This is a genomic window from Stenotrophomonas sp. GD04145, from assembly GCF_029835135.1.
GTDB lineage: Bacteria > Pseudomonadota > Gammaproteobacteria > Xanthomonadales > Xanthomonadaceae > Stenotrophomonas > Stenotrophomonas maltophilia_P.
The window spans coordinates 33,560-52,949 of record NZ_JAODZG010000015.1; the positions used below are offsets into that span (position 1 = coordinate 33,560).

At 67.5% G+C, this 19,390-nt stretch carries 20 protein-coding genes; 13 read left to right on the forward strand and 7 right to left on the reverse strand.

The annotated features are described in order from the left end of the window. Positions 1 to 57: 57 nt before the first annotated feature. The 11 genes from N7367_RS10080 (at position 58) to N7367_RS10130 (ending at position 11,701) form a co-directional block, all read left to right on the forward strand. On the forward strand, positions 58 to 2,247 hold the full coding sequence (locus N7367_RS10080; protein ID WP_279942297.1) for a TonB-dependent siderophore receptor: 2,190 nt from the start codon (positions 58 to 60) through the stop codon (positions 2,245 to 2,247). Between the two features lie 131 nt (positions 2,248 to 2,378). Further along, entirely contained in the window at positions 2,379 to 4,022 is a 1,644-nt protein-coding gene (mdcA, locus tag N7367_RS10085; protein ID WP_065174588.1) for a malonate decarboxylase subunit alpha, read from the forward strand. 10 nt (positions 4,023 to 4,032) lie between these two features. Next, complete coding sequence (mdcC, locus tag N7367_RS10090; RefSeq protein ID WP_053516201.1) at positions 4,033 to 4,353, forward strand: malonate decarboxylase acyl carrier protein; 321 nt, start codon at positions 4,033 to 4,035, stop codon at positions 4,351 to 4,353. After that, positions 4,350 to 5,258: a biotin-independent malonate decarboxylase subunit beta gene (locus tag N7367_RS10095; RefSeq protein WP_197600824.1), complete on the forward strand. Its 909-nt coding sequence runs from the start codon at positions 4,350 to 4,352 to the stop codon at positions 5,256 to 5,258. The genes mdcC and N7367_RS10095 overlap by 4 nt, the downstream gene beginning before the upstream one ends. After that, a complete protein-coding gene (gene mdcE, locus N7367_RS10100; protein ID WP_053516205.1) occupies positions 5,255 to 5,965 on the forward strand; it encodes a biotin-independent malonate decarboxylase subunit gamma in 711 nt (236 codons plus the stop codon). The genes N7367_RS10095 and mdcE overlap by 4 nt, the downstream gene beginning before the upstream one ends. Then, positions 5,958 to 6,599: a malonate decarboxylase holo-[acyl-carrier-protein] synthase gene (mdcG, locus tag N7367_RS10105; protein ID WP_279942298.1), complete on the forward strand. Its 642-nt coding sequence runs from the start codon at positions 5,958 to 5,960 to the stop codon at positions 6,597 to 6,599. The genes mdcE and mdcG overlap by 8 nt, the downstream gene beginning before the upstream one ends. Further along, positions 6,596 to 7,453 carry a triphosphoribosyl-dephospho-CoA synthase MdcB gene (mdcB, locus tag N7367_RS10110; protein ID WP_279942299.1) on the forward strand — a complete coding sequence of 286 codons (858 nt, stop codon included), beginning with the start codon at positions 6,596 to 6,598 and terminating at the stop codon, positions 7,451 to 7,453. The genes mdcG and mdcB overlap by 4 nt, the downstream gene beginning before the upstream one ends. Then, the gene (gene mdcH, locus N7367_RS10115) at positions 7,450 to 8,370 is read left to right on the forward strand and encodes a malonate decarboxylase subunit epsilon (RefSeq protein ID WP_164151787.1); all 921 of its coding nucleotides are present in this window, start codon (positions 7,450 to 7,452) and stop codon (positions 8,368 to 8,370) included. The genes mdcB and mdcH overlap by 4 nt, the downstream gene beginning before the upstream one ends. A gap of 106 nt (positions 8,371 to 8,476) precedes the next feature. Beyond that, positions 8,477 to 9,832 carry an SLC13 family permease gene (locus tag N7367_RS10120; RefSeq protein ID WP_279942300.1) on the forward strand — a complete coding sequence of 452 codons (1,356 nt, stop codon included), beginning with the start codon at positions 8,477 to 8,479 and terminating at the stop codon, positions 9,830 to 9,832. A gap of 59 nt (positions 9,833 to 9,891) precedes the next feature. After that, positions 9,892 to 10,611, forward strand: coding sequence for a GntR family transcriptional regulator (locus tag N7367_RS10125; RefSeq protein WP_065174583.1), 720 nt, complete (start codon positions 9,892 to 9,894; stop codon positions 10,609 to 10,611). A 142-nt stretch (positions 10,612 to 10,753) separates the two neighbouring features. Next, positions 10,754 to 11,701, forward strand: coding sequence for a nucleoside hydrolase (locus N7367_RS10130; RefSeq protein WP_053516220.1), 948 nt, complete (start codon positions 10,754 to 10,756; stop codon positions 11,699 to 11,701). A 4-nt stretch (positions 11,702 to 11,705) separates the two neighbouring features. Here N7367_RS10130 and N7367_RS10135 read toward each other — a convergent pair whose 3' ends face one another. From N7367_RS10135 to N7367_RS10155, 5 genes are all read right to left on the reverse strand, one after another. Then, positions 11,706 to 12,986 carry an MFS transporter gene (locus N7367_RS10135; RefSeq protein ID WP_279942301.1) on the reverse strand — a complete coding sequence of 427 codons (1,281 nt, stop codon included), beginning with the start codon at positions 12,984 to 12,986 and terminating at the stop codon, positions 11,706 to 11,708. Between the two features lie 115 nt (positions 12,987 to 13,101). Then, complete coding sequence (locus N7367_RS10140) at positions 13,102 to 14,229, reverse strand: metallophosphoesterase (protein ID WP_279942302.1); 1,128 nt, start codon at positions 14,227 to 14,229, stop codon at positions 13,102 to 13,104. Between the two features lie 111 nt (positions 14,230 to 14,340). Continuing rightward, a complete protein-coding gene (locus N7367_RS10145; RefSeq protein ID WP_279942303.1) occupies positions 14,341 to 15,879 on the reverse strand; it encodes a TerC family protein in 1,539 nt (512 codons plus the stop codon). A gap of 44 nt (positions 15,880 to 15,923) precedes the next feature. After that, the gene (locus N7367_RS10150; RefSeq protein WP_065174577.1) at positions 15,924 to 16,148 is read right to left on the reverse strand and encodes a helix-turn-helix transcriptional regulator; all 225 of its coding nucleotides are present in this window, start codon (positions 16,146 to 16,148) and stop codon (positions 15,924 to 15,926) included. Between the two features lie 13 nt (positions 16,149 to 16,161). Further along, positions 16,162 to 16,629, reverse strand: coding sequence for a DUF2975 domain-containing protein (locus N7367_RS10155; protein ID WP_065174736.1), 468 nt, complete (start codon positions 16,627 to 16,629; stop codon positions 16,162 to 16,164). Positions 16,630 to 16,888: 259 nt separating this feature from the next. On the opposite strand from N7367_RS10155, the gene N7367_RS10160 reads away from it, so the two are divergent. Continuing rightward, positions 16,889 to 17,206: a metalloregulator ArsR/SmtB family transcription factor gene (locus N7367_RS10160; RefSeq protein ID WP_196768758.1), complete on the forward strand. Its 318-nt coding sequence runs from the start codon at positions 16,889 to 16,891 to the stop codon at positions 17,204 to 17,206. An 11-nt stretch (positions 17,207 to 17,217) separates the two neighbouring features. After that, positions 17,218 to 18,612, forward strand: coding sequence for a DUF2867 domain-containing protein (locus N7367_RS10165; RefSeq protein ID WP_279942304.1), 1,395 nt, complete (start codon positions 17,218 to 17,220; stop codon positions 18,610 to 18,612). A gap of 69 nt (positions 18,613 to 18,681) precedes the next feature. On the opposite strand, the gene N7367_RS10170 is transcribed toward N7367_RS10165, so the two are convergent. Both N7367_RS10170 and N7367_RS10175 read right to left on the reverse strand, forming a co-directional pair. Beyond that, positions 18,682 to 19,200, reverse strand: coding sequence for a GNAT family N-acetyltransferase (locus N7367_RS10170; protein ID WP_279942305.1), 519 nt, complete (start codon positions 19,198 to 19,200; stop codon positions 18,682 to 18,684). Continuing rightward, positions 19,197 to 19,319 carry a hypothetical protein gene (locus N7367_RS10175; protein WP_279942306.1) on the reverse strand — a complete coding sequence of 41 codons (123 nt, stop codon included), beginning with the start codon at positions 19,317 to 19,319 and terminating at the stop codon, positions 19,197 to 19,199. The genes N7367_RS10170 and N7367_RS10175 overlap by 4 nt, the downstream gene beginning before the upstream one ends. Positions 19,320 to 19,390: the final 71 nt, after the last annotated feature.

Sequence of the window (19,390 nt, forward strand, 5' to 3'; positions counted from 1 at the left end):
CCGGGTACCGCCCGGCTGTTGCCGCCCTTCCGACTCTCCCGCATCGAGCCCACCAAGATGTCCCTGCATTCCCCTACCCGCCCGCTCCGTCGCGCGCTGCTGCCGGCCGCGCTGCTCGCATCCCTGGCCCTGTCGACACCGTCAGCGTTCGCCGCCGGCGATGCCGCAGCCGATGCCAAGACCCTGGACCGCGTCAGCGTGCGCGCCGACCATGCTGCGCCGCCCTCAAGCAGCACCCGCCTGCCGATCACCCTGCAGGAAACGCCGCAGTCGGCCACGGCCATCAGCCTGCAGCGCCTGCAGGACGAATCGCTGTTCAGCATCAACGACGTGCTGCGCAACGTCACCGGCGTCAGCGTGTCCTTCTATGACACCCAGCGCCCGCTGTACTACGCCCGCGGCTTTGCCATCACGGACTTCCAGGTCGATGGCATTCCCACCTACAGCGGCTCCACCAACCAGGAATACGACACCGCCTTCTATGACCGCATCGAAGTGATCCGCGGTGCCAATGGCCTGCTCAGCGGCGCGGGGGTGCCTTCGGCCACGGTCAACCTGCTGCGCAAGCGCCCCGGCAAGGACTTCGACGCCTCGTTCTCGGTGAGCGCCGGCAGCTGGGACTACCGGCGCATGGAGGCCGACGTCACCGCGCCGCTGACCGCAGATGGCCGGTTCCGCAGCCGCGTGGTCGCCGCCTATACCGATCGTGATTTCTATTACGACCGCTACAAGGAGAACAAGATGGCCGGCATGGCGGTGCTGGAGGGCGACCTGACCGACAGCACCACGGTCACCCTCGGCTACCAGACCCAGGACAACAACCCGGTCGGTTCGACCTGGGGTACCGTGCCGTTCTTCGACAGCCGCGGCGACTTTGCGCACCTGCCGCGCTCGACCAACCTGGCACCGAAATGGAGCTACTGGCAGCGCGAGACCAGCACGGTGTTCGCCAACCTGGAGCAGCGCTTCGGCGAGGACTGGCTGCTGAAGATCAACACCGCCCACACCCGTGGCAATGTGCAGAACATGCGCCTGTACGGCACCGGCAATCCCGATCCGGCCACCGGTGCGGGCATCTACCTGCGCACTGCCGCTGGCGACTCGGAGGACACCCGCCGCAACATCGATGCCTACCTGACCGGCACGTTCCCGCTGTTCGGCCGCGAGCATGACGTCACCCTGGGTGCCCAGTGGTCCGACCTGGAAGGCACCACCCACACCGTTGCCCTGAACTACCCGCGCGACTGGGCCACCTGCGGCCGCGAGCGCTGCTACTACATCCCCAACGTGTACGACTGGAACGGCGACATCTCCGAGGTGACCTACACCCGTACCGGCGCGCGCCGCGTGCAGAAGACCACGCAGAGCGGCGTCTACCTGGCCGCGCGCCTGCGCCTGGCCGATCCGCTGTCGTTGATCGCGGGTGCGCGCCTGAGCCGCTGGGAAACCCTCAGCCGCTCCTACAGCGTGGCCGGTGCGTATACCGGGACCAGCGGGGCCTACAAGGTCAGTGATGAAGTGACCCCGTACGTGGGACTGGTCTACGACGTCACGCCGCAGTTCTCGGTCTATGCCAGCTACACCGAGATCTTCAACCCGCAGAACTTCAAGGACCGCAACGAGAACCTGCTGGCGCCGGTGCAGGGCTCGAATCTGGAAGCGGGCATCAAGACGCAGTGGTTCGATGGGCGACTGACCGCCAACGCCGCTGTGTTCGAGGCCAAGCAGGACAACTATGCCGTGCGCGACATGGGAGTGCCGGAAGGCTCGCTCAGCGATGGCACCTCGGCCTACATCGGCGTCAACGGCACCAAGTCGCGTGGCTGGGAAATGGACGTCAACGGCGAGATCCTGCCGGGCTGGACGGTCAACGCCGGCTTCACCCATGTCAAAGTGACCCGCGCCGCCACCGACCTGCTGTACGCCAACCCGCCCGAAGACCTGCTGCAGCTCAACACGCAGGTGCGCCTGCGCGGTGCACTGGAACGCCTGAGCCTGGGCGCCGGCGTGCAATGGCAGAGCAAGGTGCAGGGCTACAACATCCCCTACCCGCTGGGCGGCACGGTAACCGTGAACCAGCCGGCCTACACGCTCGTGCAGTTCAACGCCAACTACCGCATCAGCGACAACTGGACGGCAACGCTGAGCGTGCGCAACGCGCTGGACAAGACCTACTGGGCGAACCTGGACTACAACAACTACGGCGAACCGCGCTTCGTCGCCGCCAGCCTGCGCTGGAAGTTCTGAGAACGACCCGCTGAAAGCCTGCAACCTGAATGGGCCCGCCATTGGCGGGCCCTTCTTTTTGCTGCGCTGCAGGTTGCGTCGCCTTCCGTAATTATGGCGTAATTATCTCAACGCCAATCGGAAGCCGGTCGATGAACCCGAGCTGGGACACGCTGGAACGCAGCCGCCAGGCACGTCTGCAGCGGGCTGCGCCCTGGAGCAGAGGCCGTGCAGTGGCCGCCGACGATGTGGGCGAGCTGCTGCACGCCCTGCTTGAACCCGGCGACAAGGTCTGCCTCGAGGGCAACAACCAGAAGCAGGCCGACTTCCTGGCCGAATGCCTTGCCGGGCTGGACCCCGCCCGCGTGCATGATCTGCACATGGTGCAGTCGGTGCTGTCGCTGCCCTCGCATCTGGACGTGTTCGAGCGGGGCATTGCCTCGAAGCTGGACTTTTCCTTCTCAGGCCCGCAATCGGTGCGACTGGCCAACCTGGTGGCCGAAGGGCGGATCCAGATCGGGGCCATCCACACCTACCTGGAACTTTTCGGCCGCTACTTCATCGACCTCACGCCGCGCGTGGCACTGGTCGCAGCGCAGGCCGCCGACCGCGACGGCAACCTCTACACCGGGCCGAACACCGAAGACACGCCGGTGATCGTCGAGGCGACCGCCTTCCGTGGCGGCATCGTCATCGCCCAGGTCAACGAGATCGTCGACACCCTCCCCCGCGTCGATATCCCCGCCGACTGGGTCAACTTCGTCGTGCAGGCACCGCGCCCGAACCACATCGAACCCCTGTTCACCCGCGACCCGGCACAGATCTCCGAGATCCAGGTGCTGATGGCGATGATGGCGATCAAGGGCATTTACGCCGAATACGGTGTGAACCGGCTCAATCACGGCATCGGCTTCGACACGGCCGCGATCGAACTGCTGCTGCCGACCTATGCCGAATCGCTGGGCCTGAAGGGCAAGATCTGCCAGCACTGGGCGCTCAATCCGCATCCGGCGCTGATTCCCGCGATCGAGTCGGGTTTCGTGAAGTCCGTGCACTCGTTCGGTTCGGAACTGGGCATGGAGAAGTACATCGCCGCGCGCGGTGATGTGTTCTTCACCGGCGCCGATGGCTCGATGCGCTCCAACCGCGCGTTCTCGCAGACCGCCGGCCTGTATGCGTGCGACATGTTCATCGGCTCGACGCTGCAGGTCGACCTGCAGGGCAACAGCTCCACCGCCACCCGCGACCGCATCGCCGGCTTCGGTGGCGCGCCGAACATGGGCTCGGATGCGCGCGGCCGCCGTCATGCCAGCGACGCCTGGATCAAGGCCGGCCAGCAGGCCGCACGCCCGGGTGAGATGCCACGCGGGCGCAAGCTGGTGGTACAGATGGTGGAGACCTTCCGCGAACACATGGCACCCGCGTTTGTTGACCGCCTCGATGCGTGGGCGCTGGCCGAACGCGCTGGCATGCCACTGCCACCGGTGATGATCTACGGCGATGACGTGAGCCATGTGCTGACCGAGGAAGGCATCGCCAACCTGCTGCTGTGCCGCACCGCGGAGGAGCGCGAACAGGCGATCCGCGGCGTGGCCGGTTACACCACGGTCGGCCTGGGCCGCGATCGCGCGATGGTGGAGAACCTGCGCGACCGGGGCGTGATCCGGCGACCGGAAGATCTCGGCATTTCGGTGCGCGACGCCAGTCGTGACCTGCTGGCCGCACGCTCGGTGAAAGACCTGGTGCGCTGGTCCGGCGGTCTCTACGACCCGCCCAAGCGCTTCCGCAACTGGTAAGGGGCACGCGATGGAAACCCTCGACTATCGATTCGACGGAAGAACCCCGGTGCGGTTCCCGCACGACGCGGTGCTGGTGGGCGTGCTGGCGTCCGGCAATCTGGAAGTCCTGCTGGAACCTGCCGCGCAGGACGGCGCAATGACCGTACATGTCGTCACCGCCGCGCAGGGCTTCGGCACCATCTGGCAGGCGGTCATCGGTGATTTCGCCCGGCGGCATCCGCTGCGCGACGTGCGCGTATCGATCAACGATGCCGGTGCCACCCCGGCGGTGGTCAGCCTGCGCCTGGACCAGGCGGTGGAGACACTGCTCGCCGGAGAACCGCGATGAATCCGATGCAACGACGCAGCTACCACGAGGCCGATGCCCGTGCCCGTATCGCCGGGCTGGTCGATGCCGGATCGTTCACCGAGTATCTCGGGCCGGCCCGGCGCGCCATGAGCCCGCACTTGGCACAGCTGGACCAACCCGCCGCGTTCGACGATGGCATCGTGGTCGGTGCAGCCTCGCTGCGTGGCAGGCGTGTGCTGATTGCTGCACAGCAGGGCGAATTCATGGGGGGCGGTGTCGGCGAAGTGCATGGCGCCAAGCTGACCGGCCTGCTGCGCCGGGCCGCGCAACACAGGCCCGAGGGTGTGCTGCTGCTGCTCGACACCGGCGGCGTGCGCCTGCATGAAGCCAATGCGGGCCTGATCGCCATCTCCGAGATCATGCGCGCGACCCTGGACGCGCGCGCCACCGGCGTGCCGGTGGTGGCCCTCATCGGCAGCGGCAACGGCGCCTTCGGCGGCATGGGCATCGTCGCCCGCTGCTGCACCACGGTGATCATGTCCGAGGAAGGGCGACTGTCGCTGTCCGGACCGGAAGTGATCGAGACCGTGCGCGGCGTAGAGGAGTTCGACTCGCGTGACCGTGCCCTCGTATGGCGGGTGACAGGCGGCAAGCACCGCTACCTCATCGACCAGGCGCAGGTTCTGGTTCCCGATGCCATCGATGCATTCGCCCAGGCCGCATTCGAGGCGCTGCAGCCAGACGCCGCCAGCGCAGACGCCGATGCCGCGCTGGCCGCGCTGCAGCAGCGACATGCCGCCCTGCAGGCCCGGGCAGAGGCCTGGGGGGACTGCCGCGATGGTCTGGAGATCTGGGCACGCCAGGGAATCGATGATCCCGAGCGCCTGCCGCTGCTGGACACCGACGCGTTCCTCGCCGCCACCGCCCACAGGAAACTGCCATGACCGCGCCGCTGCAGCCCCTGCTTGACGCGCTGTTCCCGCGCGGCCACGACGTGACCGTGCACGATTCCGTGCTGACGGGAAGCGCCAGTACCGAAGATGGCGAGGTCACGGTCATCGGCACCACTGACAAGCTGGAAGTCGGTGTCGATCATGCGCTCGCACTGGCGGCAACAGTACTCGCCAGCACCGCCGCACATCCGCAGCGACCGATCGTGATGCTGGTGGATACCGCAGGCCAACGCCTTTCGCGCCGCGACGAACTGCTCGGCATCAACGGTTACTTCGCCCACCTCGCGCAATGCCTGGACGTCGCGCGGCGACGCGGCGCACGGCTGGTGACCCTGGTCCATGGCGAGTCGGTCAGCGGTGGCTTCCTCTCGTTCGGCCTGATGGCGGACACGATCCATGCGCTGCCGGATGCCCAGGTTCGGGTGATGGACCTGCGGGCGATGGCTCGCGTAACCAAGCAACCGCTGGAAAAGCTGCAGGCGCTGAGCCTGACTTCGCCGGTGTTCGCACCCGGGGTGGAAAACTACGTGGCCATGGGTGCGGTACGGTCGCTGTGGTCGGGCGAGCTGGCGCAGGCCTTGCTGGATGCCCTGCGCGCGCCGGCCGACGGCGACCACCGTGCCGCACTGGGTGCCGAACGGGGGGGCCGCCTGCAGGCGGCTGCTGTCGCGGGCGCGGTGGCCAACGGCGATGCCTGAGCGTCTGGCCCGCCACACGCTGGTCTGGTTGTCGGCCCACGCCGACTGGCGGGCCGATGTGGCTGCGCAGGAACCGCGGCTCGCCGCATGGTTCGCGCAGGGATTGCCGGCAATGGTCGCGCGACGCGCGGCAGACGACCCCGATTCCCGCCTGCGGCTGGGTGTGCCGTTGCCACCGGGCGAAGGCAAACAGCGGCTTGCACTGCGGGTGCCGCTGCAGGATGTACAGCGTCGGCAGGCGCCGCCGGCACTGAGCGACATCCTGGCGGCAGGCGTATGCCCCGCCTGGCAGGCACCGTTGCACGCTCTCGCCACGCTCGCGCCGGCCCGTGTGTTCGGCGCATTCGCCTGGCAGCACGTTACTGGCCTGCCCTATGTGCATGACCGTTCCGATATCGACCTGCTCTGGGAGGTCCCGGATGCGGCACGGGCCGATGCGCTGGTGACTCGGCTGCGGGCGTGGGAAGCGCAGCATCCGCAGCGGGTCGACGGCGAGCTGTGCCTGGCCCGTGGCGCTGCGGTGAACTGGCGCGAGTACGCCGGCAGCAGCCGTCAACTGCTGGTCAAACGCCTTGACGGCGCAGCCCTGGAAGCACGCCACCGTCTATTCGAGGACAGCGGGGTGGCCGCATGAACGCCGTCGCGCCGCGCCTTGCCGGCCGCAGCACCGCGCCCGACAGTGCACGCCTAGGCCGCATGGCGATCGCCGCGCTGCATGCCGAGCTGGCCTGTGCGCCCAAGCCCGGCCTGGTCACGCCGTTCGACAGCGGCAGCCATGACGACATGGATGCCGGTACGTTCCTGCGCAGCCTGTTTGCCCTGCGTCACTATTTCACTGCGGTTGCCAGCGATGGCGCCGCCGAAGCGCCTTTCCATCGGCTGCGCGACCACGGCCTGGCCGCCGAAGCGGCAATGCTGCGCGCCACCGGCGGCGTCAACACCCACCGCGGCGCGATCTTCAGCCTGGGCCTGCTGGTGGCAGCGTCAGCCTCGTGCCGCACGCGTCTGGGCCGAGCCGCGACAGGTGAACAGGTATGCCAGGCGGTCTGCCAATGGGCGGACGCCTTCGCCACCTCGCCCCTGGATGTGAACAGTCCGGGGCAGCGCGCGCGCGCGCGTCACGGCGTGCCCGGCGTACGCGAGCAGGCGGCCGCTGGATATCCCCTGCTGCGTGGGCTGGCCCTGCCGGCACTGCGCCATGCGCTGGGCGCAGGGATGCCACGCGAAGCTGCACTGGCCCATACCCTGATGCATCTGGTCGCAGAGGTCGAGGATCTGAACCTGCTGCACCGGGGCGGTGTTGCCGGACTGCGCTGGGCCCAGCAGCACGCACGCGGATTCCTCGACGCCGGCGGTGCCTTTGCCGCCGGCTGGCGACCCCGCCTGCAGGACATCGGCGATGCCTTCGTCGCACGCCGGCTCAGCCCGGGTGGCAGCGCCGATCTGCTGGCCTGCAGCGTCTTCCTGCTGTTGCAGGAGCAGGCGTGATGCTGGCCCTGCTCTGTCCGGGACAAGGTGCCCAGCATGCTGCGATGTTCGATCACGTGCGCGACAACGACGCCGCGCATGGCGTGCTGCTCGCCGCCAGCGAGGTGCTGCAGCGCGACGTGTTCACCGCTGCTGCGGCCGAGGACCGGTTCGACAATGCGCAGGCACAACCGCTGCTGTGCGCGGCCAGTCTGGCGCAGTGGCACGCCCTGCGCGACGCATTGCCGGTGCCGACCGTGGTGGCCGGCTACAGCATCGGCGAACTGGCGGCGCATGCCATTGCCGGCACCTTCGACGCTGGCAGCTGCCTGGCCCTGTCGGCACAGCGCGCGCATCTGATGGACGGTGCCAGCGCGGCAGGCGCCGGCATGCTGGCGGTGCTGGGCCTGGATCGTACGACGTTGCAAGCGCTGTGCGATGCGCAGGGTACCCACATCGCCATCGTCAACGGCGAGGATCACTTCATTGTGGGAGGCATCCGGCACACCCTGCAGCCGCTGGCCGATGCGGCGCACGCGCTCGGTGCGCAGGTGCGTCCGTTGCCGGTCCACGTCGCCGCCCACACGCCCCTGCTGGCGGCTGCGGTGGCGCCCTTCGCCGCCGCGCTGGAGCGCTCGGGCATGCGGGCACCCCGCCTGCCGCTGCTGGCGGGCGTCGATGCACGGCCCGTGCGCGATGCCGCAACGGCGGTGCACAGCCTGTCGGCACAGCTGGCACAGACCATCGAGTGGGCACAGGTGATGCGGCAGGCCTTCGAGCGCGGCGCGCGGGTGTTCCTGCAGCTGGGCCCGGGCAATGCGCTCGCACGCATGGTCGCGCCGTCCTATCCCTGCTGCGAGTTCCGCGCGGTGGAAGAGTTCCAGGGCCTGCATGGCGCTGCGGCATGGGTCCGCAGTGCGCTGCAGCGCCTGCAGTAACGGGTTCGAGCAGTACGTATCACGCAACACTGCAGTACGTCGCCTTACCCCGGGGATGGCGGGTCTCCATCCGCGCTGTACGTGAGCCACGTGTCTGGGAGGGCGCATGAGTCCACAAATCGCAACGATCATCGGTCTGGTGATCATGTTCATCGTCGCCACCGCACTGCCGATCAACATGGGCGCAGTGGCCTTCGCACTGGCCTTCATCATCGGTGGTGTCTGGGTCGGCATGGGTGGCAAGGAAGTCCTCGCCGGCTTTCCCGGCGATCTGTTCCTGACCCTGGTCGGCATCACCTACCTGTTCGCCATCGCACAGAAGAACGGCACCATCGACCTGCTGGTGCACTGGGCGGTACGCGCGGTGCGCGGCCACATCGTGGCCATTCCGTGGGTGATGTTCGTGGTCACCGCGGTGCTGACCGCCTTCGGCGCCCTCGGCCCGGCAGCGGTGGCGATCATCGGTCCGGTCGCGCTGCGCTTCGCCAAGCAGTACAACATCAACCCGTTGATGATGGGCCTGCTGGTCATCCACGGTGCGCAGGCCGGCGGCTTCTCGCCGATCAGCGTGTACGGCAGCATCACCAATGGCGTGGTGCAGAAGGCCGGGCTGGAGGTCACCGAGATGGCGGTCTTCCTGACCAGCCTCGGCTTCAACTTCATGATGGCGATCATCTGCTTCCTCGCCTTCGGCGGCATCGCGCTGATGCGACGTGGCTCGATCACCGCGGGCGGTGCGGAACTGGCAATGGCCGGTGGTCCGCAGGCGTCGTCGCGGCAGTTCGCCATCGAAGGCCATGGCGCGCTGGTGGCGGCCGGCGGCGGCACCCTGAGCAACGATCCGGCGGCGCTGGATGCAGTGGGTCTGACCCGGGAGCGGTTGTTCACCCTGGTCGGCCTGCTCGGCCTGGGCGTGGCGGCACTGATCTACAACCTCAACGTCGGCCTGGTGTCGATCACCGTCGCAGTGGCGCTGGCACTGCTCTCGCCGCAGAGCCAGAAAGGTGCGGTGGATGGCATCAGCTGGTCGACCGTGCTGTTGATCTGTGGCGTGGTGACCTATATCGGCGTGCTGGAGCATGCGGGCGCGGTCGACTTCATCGGCAACGGCGTCTCCAACATCGGCATTCCACTGCTGGGCGCCCTGCTGGTGTGCTACGTCGGCGGCATCGTCTCCGCATTCGCGTCATCCGCGGCGGTGCTCGGCGCAACGATTCCACTGGCGGTGCCGTTCCTGATGCAGGGGCACCTGGGTGCAGCCGGCGTGATCTGCGCACTGGCAGTGTCGTCCACCATCGTCGATGTCAGCCCCTTCTCCACCAACGGTGCACTGGTCGTGGCGTCGGCGGCGAAGGAAGAACGCGAGACGCTGTTCCGCCGCTTCCTGATCTACAGCGGCCTGGTGGTGGCATTGGGGCCGCTGCTGGCCTGGCTGGTGTTCGTGGTGCCGGGCTGGATGTAGGCGATGACCGGTCGTGCCGGCTGACGGCCGGCACTACCGCCAGCGGGTACACTCTGCCAATGGCCATCGCCCCTGCTCCACGGTCCCCGAAGAAGCGCGCCCCTCTGTACGAGGAAGTCGCCGAACATGTGCGTGAGCGCATCTATGACTATCGCCTGCCCCCCGGCGAATGGATCGACGAGCCTGCGCTGTGCAGTGAACTGGGCATCAGCCGCACCCCCCTGCGCGAGGCGCTGAAGCTGCTGGCAGCCGAAGGCCTGGTGCAGATCGACGCCGGGCGCGGCAGCCGGGTAACCCGGCTGACGCTGGAGGACCTCAACCAGCTGTTCCCGGTGATGGCCATGCTGGAGGGCCGCTGCGCGCATGAGGCGGTCAGGCATATCGATGATGCGGGCGTGGCCCAGCTGGAATCCCTGCATGCCGCGATGGAAGCGGCGGCGGCTGACGGCAACATCGCCGAGTATTACCGCAACAACTACCTCATCCACGAAACCGTGCAGCACTATGCCGGCAATCCGTGGCTGATCCGCATCACCCACGACCTGCACCGCATCCTGAAGATGCATCGCGGCCGGCAGCTGCTGACGCCCGGACGCACTGCGCAGTCGCTGGCCGAGCACCGCGAGCTGATGGAGTGCTTCCGTCGCCGTGATGCCGACGCGGCAGAGCGCACGATGGAACGGCACCTGCTCAGCCAGGGCCAGGCACTGGCCGCCTACGTGGCGGCCGGGGGCCTGCTGAACGTACCGGCGCCGCTGCCGACCGAAGGCGGCGCCTGAGCGAGCTGTCTCCCGGCCGGGCGTGGCCCGCCGCCCCGCCAATGGCCCTGCCTGTCATGAAGATGGGACAATGTAGCGCGCGCCGGCCTGCCTCTTGGCCGCCGGGGCCCCCCGCACCACACGGAAGAAGAAGAACAACAACATGCTGAAAGTCATTTTCGATACCGACCCGGGCGTCGACGACGCCCTGGCCCTGCTGTACCTGCACAAGCATCCGCAGATCGACCTGATCGGCGTTACCACCACCTTCGGCAACGCCTCGGTGGAGTCCACCACCCACAACGCGCTGTACCTGAAGCAGGCCTGGGCGCTGACTGCGCCGGTCGCGCGTGGCGCGGCGGGCCCCCTGCAGCCCGATGCCACGCCGGAAGCCTGGCCGGTGCACATCCACGGCCACAATGGCCTGGGCAATCACCCGGTGCCTGCCCAGCTGGACGTGACCGCCGACGCTCGTCCTGCGCACCAGCTGATCATCGATCTGGTGCGGGCCCATCCAGGCGAGGTCACGCTGGTCGCGGTCGGCCGCATGACCAACCTGGCCCTGGCCCTGCAGCAGGCGCCGGACATCGCCGGCCTGGTGCGTGGCGTGGTCATCATGGGGGGCGCCTTCCACGTCAACGGCAACATCACCCCGGCCGCCGAGGCCAATATCTGGGGCGATGCGGAAGCCGCCGACGTGGTGTTCACCGCACAGTGGCCGGTCACCGCGATCGGCCTGGATGTCACCACCCGCGTCGAGATGGACCGTGACGGCCTGGACAAACTGGCTGCGGTCGGGGGTGCCGATGCTGAACTGGTGCGTGCGCTGTCGCAGGATTACGTGGACTTCTACCTGCAGGCCGGCCACAAGGGCATGGTCGTGCACGATTGCTGCGCCTGCATCGCGCTCACCCGCCCGGAGCTGTTCCGCTTCGAGCGCGCAAGCGTGCGCGTGGCCACCGACGGCGTCGCCCGTGGCATGACCATTCCCAAGCCTGAAGGCCTGGCATTCGGCCCCAGCGTATGGGACGGCCACGTGGTGCAGTCGATTGCCATTGGCGTGGATGCCGCCGCCGTGCTGGCCGACATCGAGCAGACGCTGAAGGTGTGACCGGCTAGGATCCGCCCTGCTTGCCAGGGCGGGTCTTCCGCGTCGATGCCGTTTCCGGCAGCGTCCACAGCACCGGCAACACCAGCAATGCGACCAGCGCGATCATCGCGCCCGGTGCCGCCGCCCAGCCGCTGCGCTCCACCCACCACTGCGCCAGCCACGGTGTCGCACCGCCGAAGACCGCCGTGGCCATGGTCACGCCCAGTGCCAGCCCGCTTACCCGGCCCTCGCCCGGAAACTGCTCGGCCGTGGCCGGTGCCGCGACCGCGCTCACGCCACCGGCCACGCAGGCCAGCAGCACCGCCGCCACGGCGATACCCAACGGCGTGGTATGCGCCATCCAGCCGAACAACGACAGCGGCAGCAACGCCGCCAGCACCGTCAGGCCCAACAGCAGCGGGCGCCGGCCGAAGCGATCGGACAACGCACCGCACAAGGGAGTGATGGCGATCACGGCCACCGCCGCGATCGTCGACAGCCACAGGGCATCGCCCTCGTCGTGCCCCTGTGCGTGCAGGAACGCGGGCACATAGGTGATGCCGACGTAGTAGGTGATCGAGCCCAGCGCGGAAATGGCGAAGGTGCGCGCTACCGCCTGCGGATGGTGGCGCAGCACGTGGCGCAGCGGCGTGGCAGGAATGCTGCCCTCGCGACGCTGCCGCTCGAACTCCGGCGATTCATGCATGCCCGAACGCGCGATCAGGATGACCAGCGCCAGTGCAGCACCGACGAAGAACGGAATGCGCCATCCCCAGCTGTCCAGTTGTACCTGCGGCAGCAGCGCGACCGTCAGTGCGGAGATCGCCACCGCCAGCAGCGCGCCCACTTCGCTGGCCGCCGAGGCCAACGAGGTCACCAGTCCACGCCGGCGTGCCGGAGCGCTTTCCAGCAGATAGGCGACTACGCCCGTGTATTCACCGCCCACCGAGAATGCCATCACGCACCGCAGCACCAGCAGCAGCACACCCGCCGTCGTGCCCGCCATCGCGGCGGTAGGCAGCAGCGCGGTGGCCAGCATGGCTGCAGCCATCAGCGCCATCGAGGCCAGCAGCATCCAGCGCCGCCCCAAGCGGTCGCCGAGGTGACCGAAGCACAGCGCGCCGAGTGGGCGCATCAGGTAGGACACGGCAAATCCCGCAAGGGTGACCAGCATCGCCTGTTCGCCGCCGCCGAAAAACACCCGCGACAGCACCGTGGCGAAATAGAGGTACAGGGTGAAGTCGTACCACTCCACCACGGTGGACAGGCCGGCGACCCACATCGAGCGCTGCTGTGTCGCACTCATCGCCTGTTCGCCTTCGCCACCGTCGTTTCCCTGTCTGCGGTCCGTGCGCAGGGTGCCACCACGCGGGTGACGGCACAGTGGACCCGCTGCACGACGGGCGCGGACCGCAGACGGCTCAGGGTGCGCGGCGCAGGGTGATCAGGGTGATCTCCGAGGGCACGCCGATGCGTGCCGGGAAGCCGGCCCACAGTCCCGCACCGTTGCTCACATACAGTGTCATGCCATCGACGCGGTACCGTCCGGAGACGAACCCGCCGTTGGCACGCTTCACCAGCTGGTCCATGCCGAGGATCTGGCCGCCATGGGTATGGCCGGACAGCTGCAGCTTGACCCCGCGTGCGGCCGCGTCCTTCGCATTGCGTGGGCGGTGGTCGAGCAGGATTACCGGGTTGGCCGGATCCGCGCCCGCCAGCGCCGCCTGCAGGTCTGGCAACGGCAGGCCATAGCGCGCGGCCACCGGATCGGTGACACCGGCGATCGTCAGCGCTGCATCCCCCCGCCGCACCTGCACGTGGCTGTTCTCCAGCACCTGCATGTGCAGCGCACGGAACGCCTGCATCCATTCGCTGTACTGGGCGTAGTACTCGTGATTGCCGGTGATGGCGATCACCCCGTCCGGCGCCCTCAGTTCACCCAGGGGCCGGAAGTCATTGCGCCGTGCCTGCACGGTGCCATCGATCAGGTCGCCGGTGATGACGACCAGGTCGGGCGCCAGGGCATTGCTTTCGGCCACGACCTGACGCACCCAGTCGCCGGTCAGCAGGCGGCTGGCGTGGATGTCGGTAAGCTGCAGTACGCGGTAACCCTCGAACGCGGCAGGCAAGCCGGCAATGGCCACCTCGATCTGTCGGGTCTTGGGCACCGCCATGCCCTGGCTCACGCCCCAGGCACTGACCAGCAGAGCCAGCAGGCCTGCGCCCGGGCGCAGCCACGGCGCGCGCAGCGCTGCGGTCACACGGGGCCTGCGCAGAACCCACGCGCCAAGCAGGCCCACGTCCATTACCAGCATCACCAGTGCCAGCAGCAGTACCGCAGTGGAGCCGGTGGCGAGCACGGCGATGGCCAGCTTGGGGATTTCCGGCGAGGCCATCGTGCCCCAGAACGTGGCCACGATCCGCAGCTGGACGGCGATGGCGACCAGCAGCAGGGACAGCAGTACTTTCAACCACACGGGCAGGCGCAGCGGCCAGAACAGGCGAAGGGCCACATACACGCCCATCAGCAAACCAATCGTACTCAGCACTGCGACGTTCCTGGACGAAGACAAGAGCCCGCCATGGTGACGGCTGCGGACAGCGTTGTGTAGAGCCGGGCCATGCCCGGCTGCTCAGTTCGCAGTCGAGCACGCTGGACGCTACGGAAGCCCGAGGCGCTCCACCCGCAGGCGGACAATGCGCCGCTTCTCCATGGCCAGTACGGTGATGCGGGCATCCGCTACTTCGACCGCATCGCCCACATCCGGCAGGCGGCCAAGCTGATCCAGCACCAGGCCGGAGATGGTCATGTAGTCGGCACTGCGGGGCAGCGACACGCCGGCCAGCCGTTGCAGGTCATCCAGCGTCAACGCGCCGTCGGCCTCCCATTGGCCCTCGTCCAGCGCCACTACGCCGTAACGCTCGTCCTGGGTATCGACCAGATCGCCCGCGATCGCCGCCAGCAGGTCATTGGCGGTCACCAGGCCTTCCACACTGCCGTACTCGTCCACCGCTACCGCCAGCGGTACCGGGTGCAGGCGGATCAGTTCAAGCGCCTGCAACGCGCTGGCGCTGGACAGCACGTACTGCGGCTGGCGCAGGTTGGCTTCCAGCTGCAGCGGCCTGCCCTGCAGCAGGTCGGCCAGCAGGTCGCGGCTCTGCACCACACCACGCAGGCTGTCCAGATCACCCTCGCCCACGAGCAGGCGCGTGTGCGGCGACGCCACCAGGCGCGCCACCACGTCGTCCTGGCCGCGCGCCAGATCGATCCACTGCACGTCGGCGCGCACGGTCATCACACTGGACACAGGCCGGTCAGCCAGGCCCAGCACGCTGCGGATCATCTCGTGCTCGGCCGGCTGCAGGCGTTCCTCCGGATCACCTTGGTCTTCTTCGCTGGCATCATCGTGGCCATTGGCCGGACGGGCGCCCAGCAGGCGCAGCACGGCGTCGGCAGTGCGCTGACGGAACGGCTGGCGACGCTCGTTGCGCTCGCGGTTGAAGCGCACCCACTGGTTGAAGGCTTCCACCAGGATCGAGAACGCGATCGCCGCGTACAGGTAGCCCTTTGGAATCTTGTAACCCAGCCCCTCGGCGACCAGGCTGAAGCCGATCATCAACAGGAAGCCCAGGCACAGCACCACCACCGTGGGATGCTTGTTGACGAAGCGGGTCAGCGGCTTGCTGGCCACCAGCATCAGTGCCATCGCGATGGTCACCGCGGCGTACATCACGCCCAGGTTGTCGACCATGCCCACGGCAGTGATCACCGAGTCCAGCGAGAACACGGCGTCCAGCACTACGATCTGTGCCACCACCATGGCAAAGCTGGCGTAGACCTTCTTGCCGTCTTCCTGGTGACTGCGGCCCTCCAGCCGCTCATGCAGCTCCATGGTGCCCTTGAACAGCAGGAACAGGCCACCGCCCAGCAGGATCAGGTCGCGTCCGGAGAAGCTGTGACCGAACAGCGTGACCAGCGGCTCGGTCAGCTTCATGATCCACGCCAGCGCGGCCAGCAGCACCAGCCGCATCAGCAGCGCCAGCGTCAGGCCGATCACCCGCGCACGGTCGCGCTGGTGCGGCGGCAGTTTGTCGGCCAGGATCGCGATGAACACCAGGTTGTCGATGCCGAGCACGATCTCGAGCACTACCAGGGTTGCAAGTCCCATCCATATCGAGGGGTCAGCCAACCATTCCATTTCGGGTCCGTTTCGTCAGTAGGTCAGGGGGAAAAACAAAAGCTTCAGCCGCCATCGTGCGCCTGCGTCGGGTCGTAGCCGAGCAGGTCGCCGGGTGTGCATTGCAGCTCCCGGCAGATGGCATCCAGCGTGGAAAAGCGGATGGCGCGGGCCTTGCCGGTTTTCAGGATGGACAGATTGGCCAGCGTGATGTCGATGCGCCCCGCCAGCTCGGACAGGGTCATGCCACGCGCCTGCAGCATGCGGTCCAACGTGATCACTACGGCCATCAGGTCAGGTCCATCAGATCAGGCCATCCAGGTCGTCGCGCATCGCCGCGCCGACCGCGAACACGCGCGCCAGCACGAACAGCATCAGTACCGCGACCAGACCGGTGATGGACATGCCTCCGCCCACCTCCATCCAGGCGAAATCAGGCCCCATCCAGGCAGCGTAGAGGCCGATCACGATCGACAGCAGTTCCATCGCCAGCATCAACCAGGCCATGCGCTGCAGGCGCCGGGCATTGGCATGGGTGAAGGGGCGTTCGCGGGCAGCGGACCTCAGCATCCGCGCGAGGTGTCGGAGGAACACCAGGCACAGCACCAGCAGGGCAACGATGGTGCCCAGGCCGATGCAGAAGTGCAGGAACAGATCGCCTCCGTGGGCGGCGGCAGTACGTGCATCATGCACGGCATCCAGCAGCCAGCGGCGGTCGTAGGCGACCAGCGGCACGGCCAGCAGTGCGGCCAGGATGCCCAGCCAGCACATGGCCCGCACGGCCTGCACGGCGGTCTGGGCCAGGGTGAACAAGCCTCGCGCGGGTCTGGCGCGGGCGGGACGAACGGTCAAGCGGCCTCCGGTATTGGGGTGGCCCTGCCGCCCCGGGGTGGATTTATCGATAAACGATATACCACATCCCGAAGTGAAAGGCTGAACGTCGGCGCTGTTGCACGCGAGCTTCGAACCCGCCTCCGCACTTGACACCCCAGTGACAATTTTATTATTAATTAACTAATTAGTTAATCACATTCTCATGGATCGCATCTTCGAAGCACTCGCCTCAACCGCCCGGCGGCAGGTCCTGGCCTATCTCAGCGCCGGTGAACTCAGTGCGGGCGAACTGTCCGAGCGCTTCGATTTCAGCAAGCCGGCACTGTCCAACCATCTGCGCATCCTTGAAGAGGCAGGTCTGATCGAACGCGAGAAGCGTGGCCAGTACGTGTACTTCCGACAGGTGCCCGACCGGCTTGCCAACACCTTGTTCTCGTGGGCTGCCGAAGTCTGCCCGGTGGGCGGCCCACTCAAGCGCGAAGCGCGCGCACGCCGCAAGTCACCCGCCCCCTGAGGAGCCGCCCGATGCCTGGACCGACCCACGACAGCCGCTCGTTTCCAGGTGTACAGCTTGCGGCTCAGGAGGGCGGCGGCCCCGTTGAAGTCACACTGATCGCACAGCTCGGCATCGGTGCCGGCGACGCGCTGGTGGCTGATGCCAGCCAGCGTCAGCGCCACCACCCCGCCTTCATCGATGCACTCGATGAGCCCTCTGCACGGCTCGGTGGCATGCATCTGCAGTACGGCGATGCGTCCTCGCTGTACAGTTTCATGGTCGGCGAAGGCGGACATCCGTTCCATCGCCACGCCGGCCCACGCATGTTCACCGCCATCGCCGGCAGCGCAGGCGCTGAGCTGCGTTTCGCGATGGCCTCCGATGCACAGCTCGCAATCGATCCCGTCGCGCTCCCGCGCTCGCTGCGTCGCGTCCAGATCCCACCGGACTGCCTTTTCACCGTTCGATTTGGCGGAGGTACCTGGCACCAGTTTGTATCGAACCATCCTGGCCACCCTGCCCTGTTCGCACTGTCTTGCCACAGCAACGAACTGGCCGGTGCGATGAGCGCTGAAACAAGAGCGCAGGTGCAACGCAACGGTGCTGATATTCCCAGCTTGACTGAGGTGCTTCCCGAGGTGCACTGGCCCACCATAGCCACGTTGGCGGCCACCCCGCTGCTGCGTCTCTCGCTGCAGGCCGCACCTCCCAGCCTGTGCGCGTCCCTGTGCGCCCGTACCCGGGCGTTGCTCGGCCCGCTGCGACGGATCAATCTGCGTCCACTGCGTGGCTTCGTCGAACGTGCCCCCCTTCCATTTACCATCGAGTCCCGCGCGCCCAGCGATGACGGACTGCTGGGCAAAGCACTGCAGTCCAGCAACTACCATGATCTGACGGTGCTCCGGCTGGACGGTGCTCAGTTGCAGCAGCCACCTGTTTCGCAGTTGCTGGCAAACGTGCTGGAAGGCTTCCTGTGCAACCCACCGGGCGGCGTCAGCCAGCTGATGGCGGTGCGCAACTGGCTGGTGGCTCCCTTGGGGCTGCGCACCGCGCGGCTGGGCTGCCCGGTCTCGTCGCTGGCATGCAGCGATCACACGCAGCTCTTTGCGGGCCGCTATCCCGTGTTGGATTCACAGGTCGATGCACATGGCCGCTATGCCGAAGTACTGCTGGGCGCCGACGATCGCCACCTGCGCTTCCGCAGCAGTGTCCGCGTGCAGCGGCATACCGACGACCGCATCGAGATCAGCCTCGGCACGCGTGTGCAGACCCGCAACCTCTTCGGGCGTGTCTACATGGCGTTGATCGATGGCGTGCACCGGCACTACATCGCCCCTGCACTGCTGCGGCGCGCAGTCGAACATGCGCTCGCGCCCGAACTGGCGGTTCCCGGTGCCTGGACCGGCGAAGCCTCGCTTCGCTGAGTCCATAGAAGGCGGGATGAAACGCCGTTGCCGTGTTCCGCAAACTGCCGAGGGGTCTACTGTCCGAACTCAACGCGCGTAGCGGAACACCAGATCGTCCGCATCGTTGCGCACCGCGTCCGCATCCAGCACCCCGCCCAGCCGCCGGGCCACGGCCTGCGACGCGAGGTTGTCCGGCGCCATGTAGCTCACCAGCGTCGGCAACTGCAGCGATGTGAACGCCCAGTCGCGCAGGGCGGCCGCGGCCTCGCTGGCGAAGCCCTGCCCTTCGTGGCCGTCGTACAACAGCCAGCCCAGTTCCTTTTCCGGAAACAACGGGCCGTGGTTGATGCCGACCTGTCCAATGCAGGCGCCGCTGTCGCGCCGTTCGATCATCAGCGCGCCGTGGCCGAACAAGGGCCAGCTGGCCAGGTCGTGACAGAACTGTCCCCAGGCCGCGACCTCACCAAATGGACCGCCCATGCCGCGCGCACGGGGCGATGCAAGAAAGCTCGCATAGGTGTTGAAATCATCCAGCCGCTGCGGGCGCAGGCGCAACCGTGCGGTATGCAGCGTGGGAATCTCCAGCATCGCCACGGCCGATCTCACTGCACAGCCACACGACCATCACCGCGGCGCCGCAGCGACGGAGGGCGTGGCGCATCGGCGTCGGTGCACGCCAGCACGGACGGCGGCTGCGCGCTGGCCAAGGCGGGATCGACGGACATGGCGGGCTCCTGCAGTGTCAGGCTGCAAGTCTAGGCCGCGCCCTGTGCGATGCAGATGAAGTGCGGCGCAA

Bases quoted from the DNA above. Each gene is read 5' to 3' on its own strand.
- N7367_RS10080 (WP_279942297.1), top strand. From the start codon at position 58: ATGTCCCTGCATTCCCCTACCCGCCCGCTCCGTCGCGCGCTGCTGCCG.
- mdcA (WP_065174588.1), top strand. From the start codon at position 2,379: ATGAACCCGAGCTGGGACACGCTGGAACGCAGCCGCCAGGCACGTCTG.
- mdcC (WP_053516201.1), top strand. From the start codon at position 4,033: ATGGAAACCCTCGACTATCGATTCGACGGAAGAACCCCGGTGCGGTTC.
- N7367_RS10095 (WP_197600824.1), top strand. From the start codon at position 4,350: ATGAATCCGATGCAACGACGCAGCTACCACGAGGCCGATGCCCGTGCC.
- mdcE (WP_053516205.1), top strand. From the start codon at position 5,255: ATGACCGCGCCGCTGCAGCCCCTGCTTGACGCGCTGTTCCCGCGCGGC.
- mdcG (WP_279942298.1), top strand. From the start codon at position 5,958: ATGCCTGAGCGTCTGGCCCGCCACACGCTGGTCTGGTTGTCGGCCCAC.
- mdcB (WP_279942299.1), top strand. From the start codon at position 6,596: ATGAACGCCGTCGCGCCGCGCCTTGCCGGCCGCAGCACCGCGCCCGAC.
- N7367_RS10120 (WP_279942300.1), top strand. From the start codon at position 8,477: ATGAGTCCACAAATCGCAACGATCATCGGTCTGGTGATCATGTTCATC.
- N7367_RS10125 (WP_065174583.1), top strand. From the start codon at position 9,892: ATGGCCATCGCCCCTGCTCCACGGTCCCCGAAGAAGCGCGCCCCTCTG.
- N7367_RS10130 (WP_053516220.1), top strand. From the start codon at position 10,754: ATGCTGAAAGTCATTTTCGATACCGACCCGGGCGTCGACGACGCCCTG.
- N7367_RS10135 (WP_279942301.1), bottom strand. From the start codon at position 12,986: ATGAGTGCGACACAGCAGCGCTCGATGTGGGTCGCCGGCCTGTCCACC.
- N7367_RS10145 (WP_279942303.1), bottom strand. From the start codon at position 15,879: ATGGAATGGTTGGCTGACCCCTCGATATGGATGGGACTTGCAACCCTG.
- N7367_RS10150 (WP_065174577.1), bottom strand. From the start codon at position 16,148: ATGGCCGTAGTGATCACGTTGGACCGCATGCTGCAGGCGCGTGGCATG.
- N7367_RS10155 (WP_065174736.1), bottom strand. From the start codon at position 16,629: ATGTGCTGGCTGGGCATCCTGGCCGCACTGCTGGCCGTGCCGCTGGTC.
- N7367_RS10165 (WP_279942304.1), top strand. From the start codon at position 17,218: ATGCCTGGACCGACCCACGACAGCCGCTCGTTTCCAGGTGTACAGCTT.
- N7367_RS10175 (WP_279942306.1), bottom strand. From the start codon at position 19,319: ATGTCCGTCGATCCCGCCTTGGCCAGCGCGCAGCCGCCGTCCGTGCTG.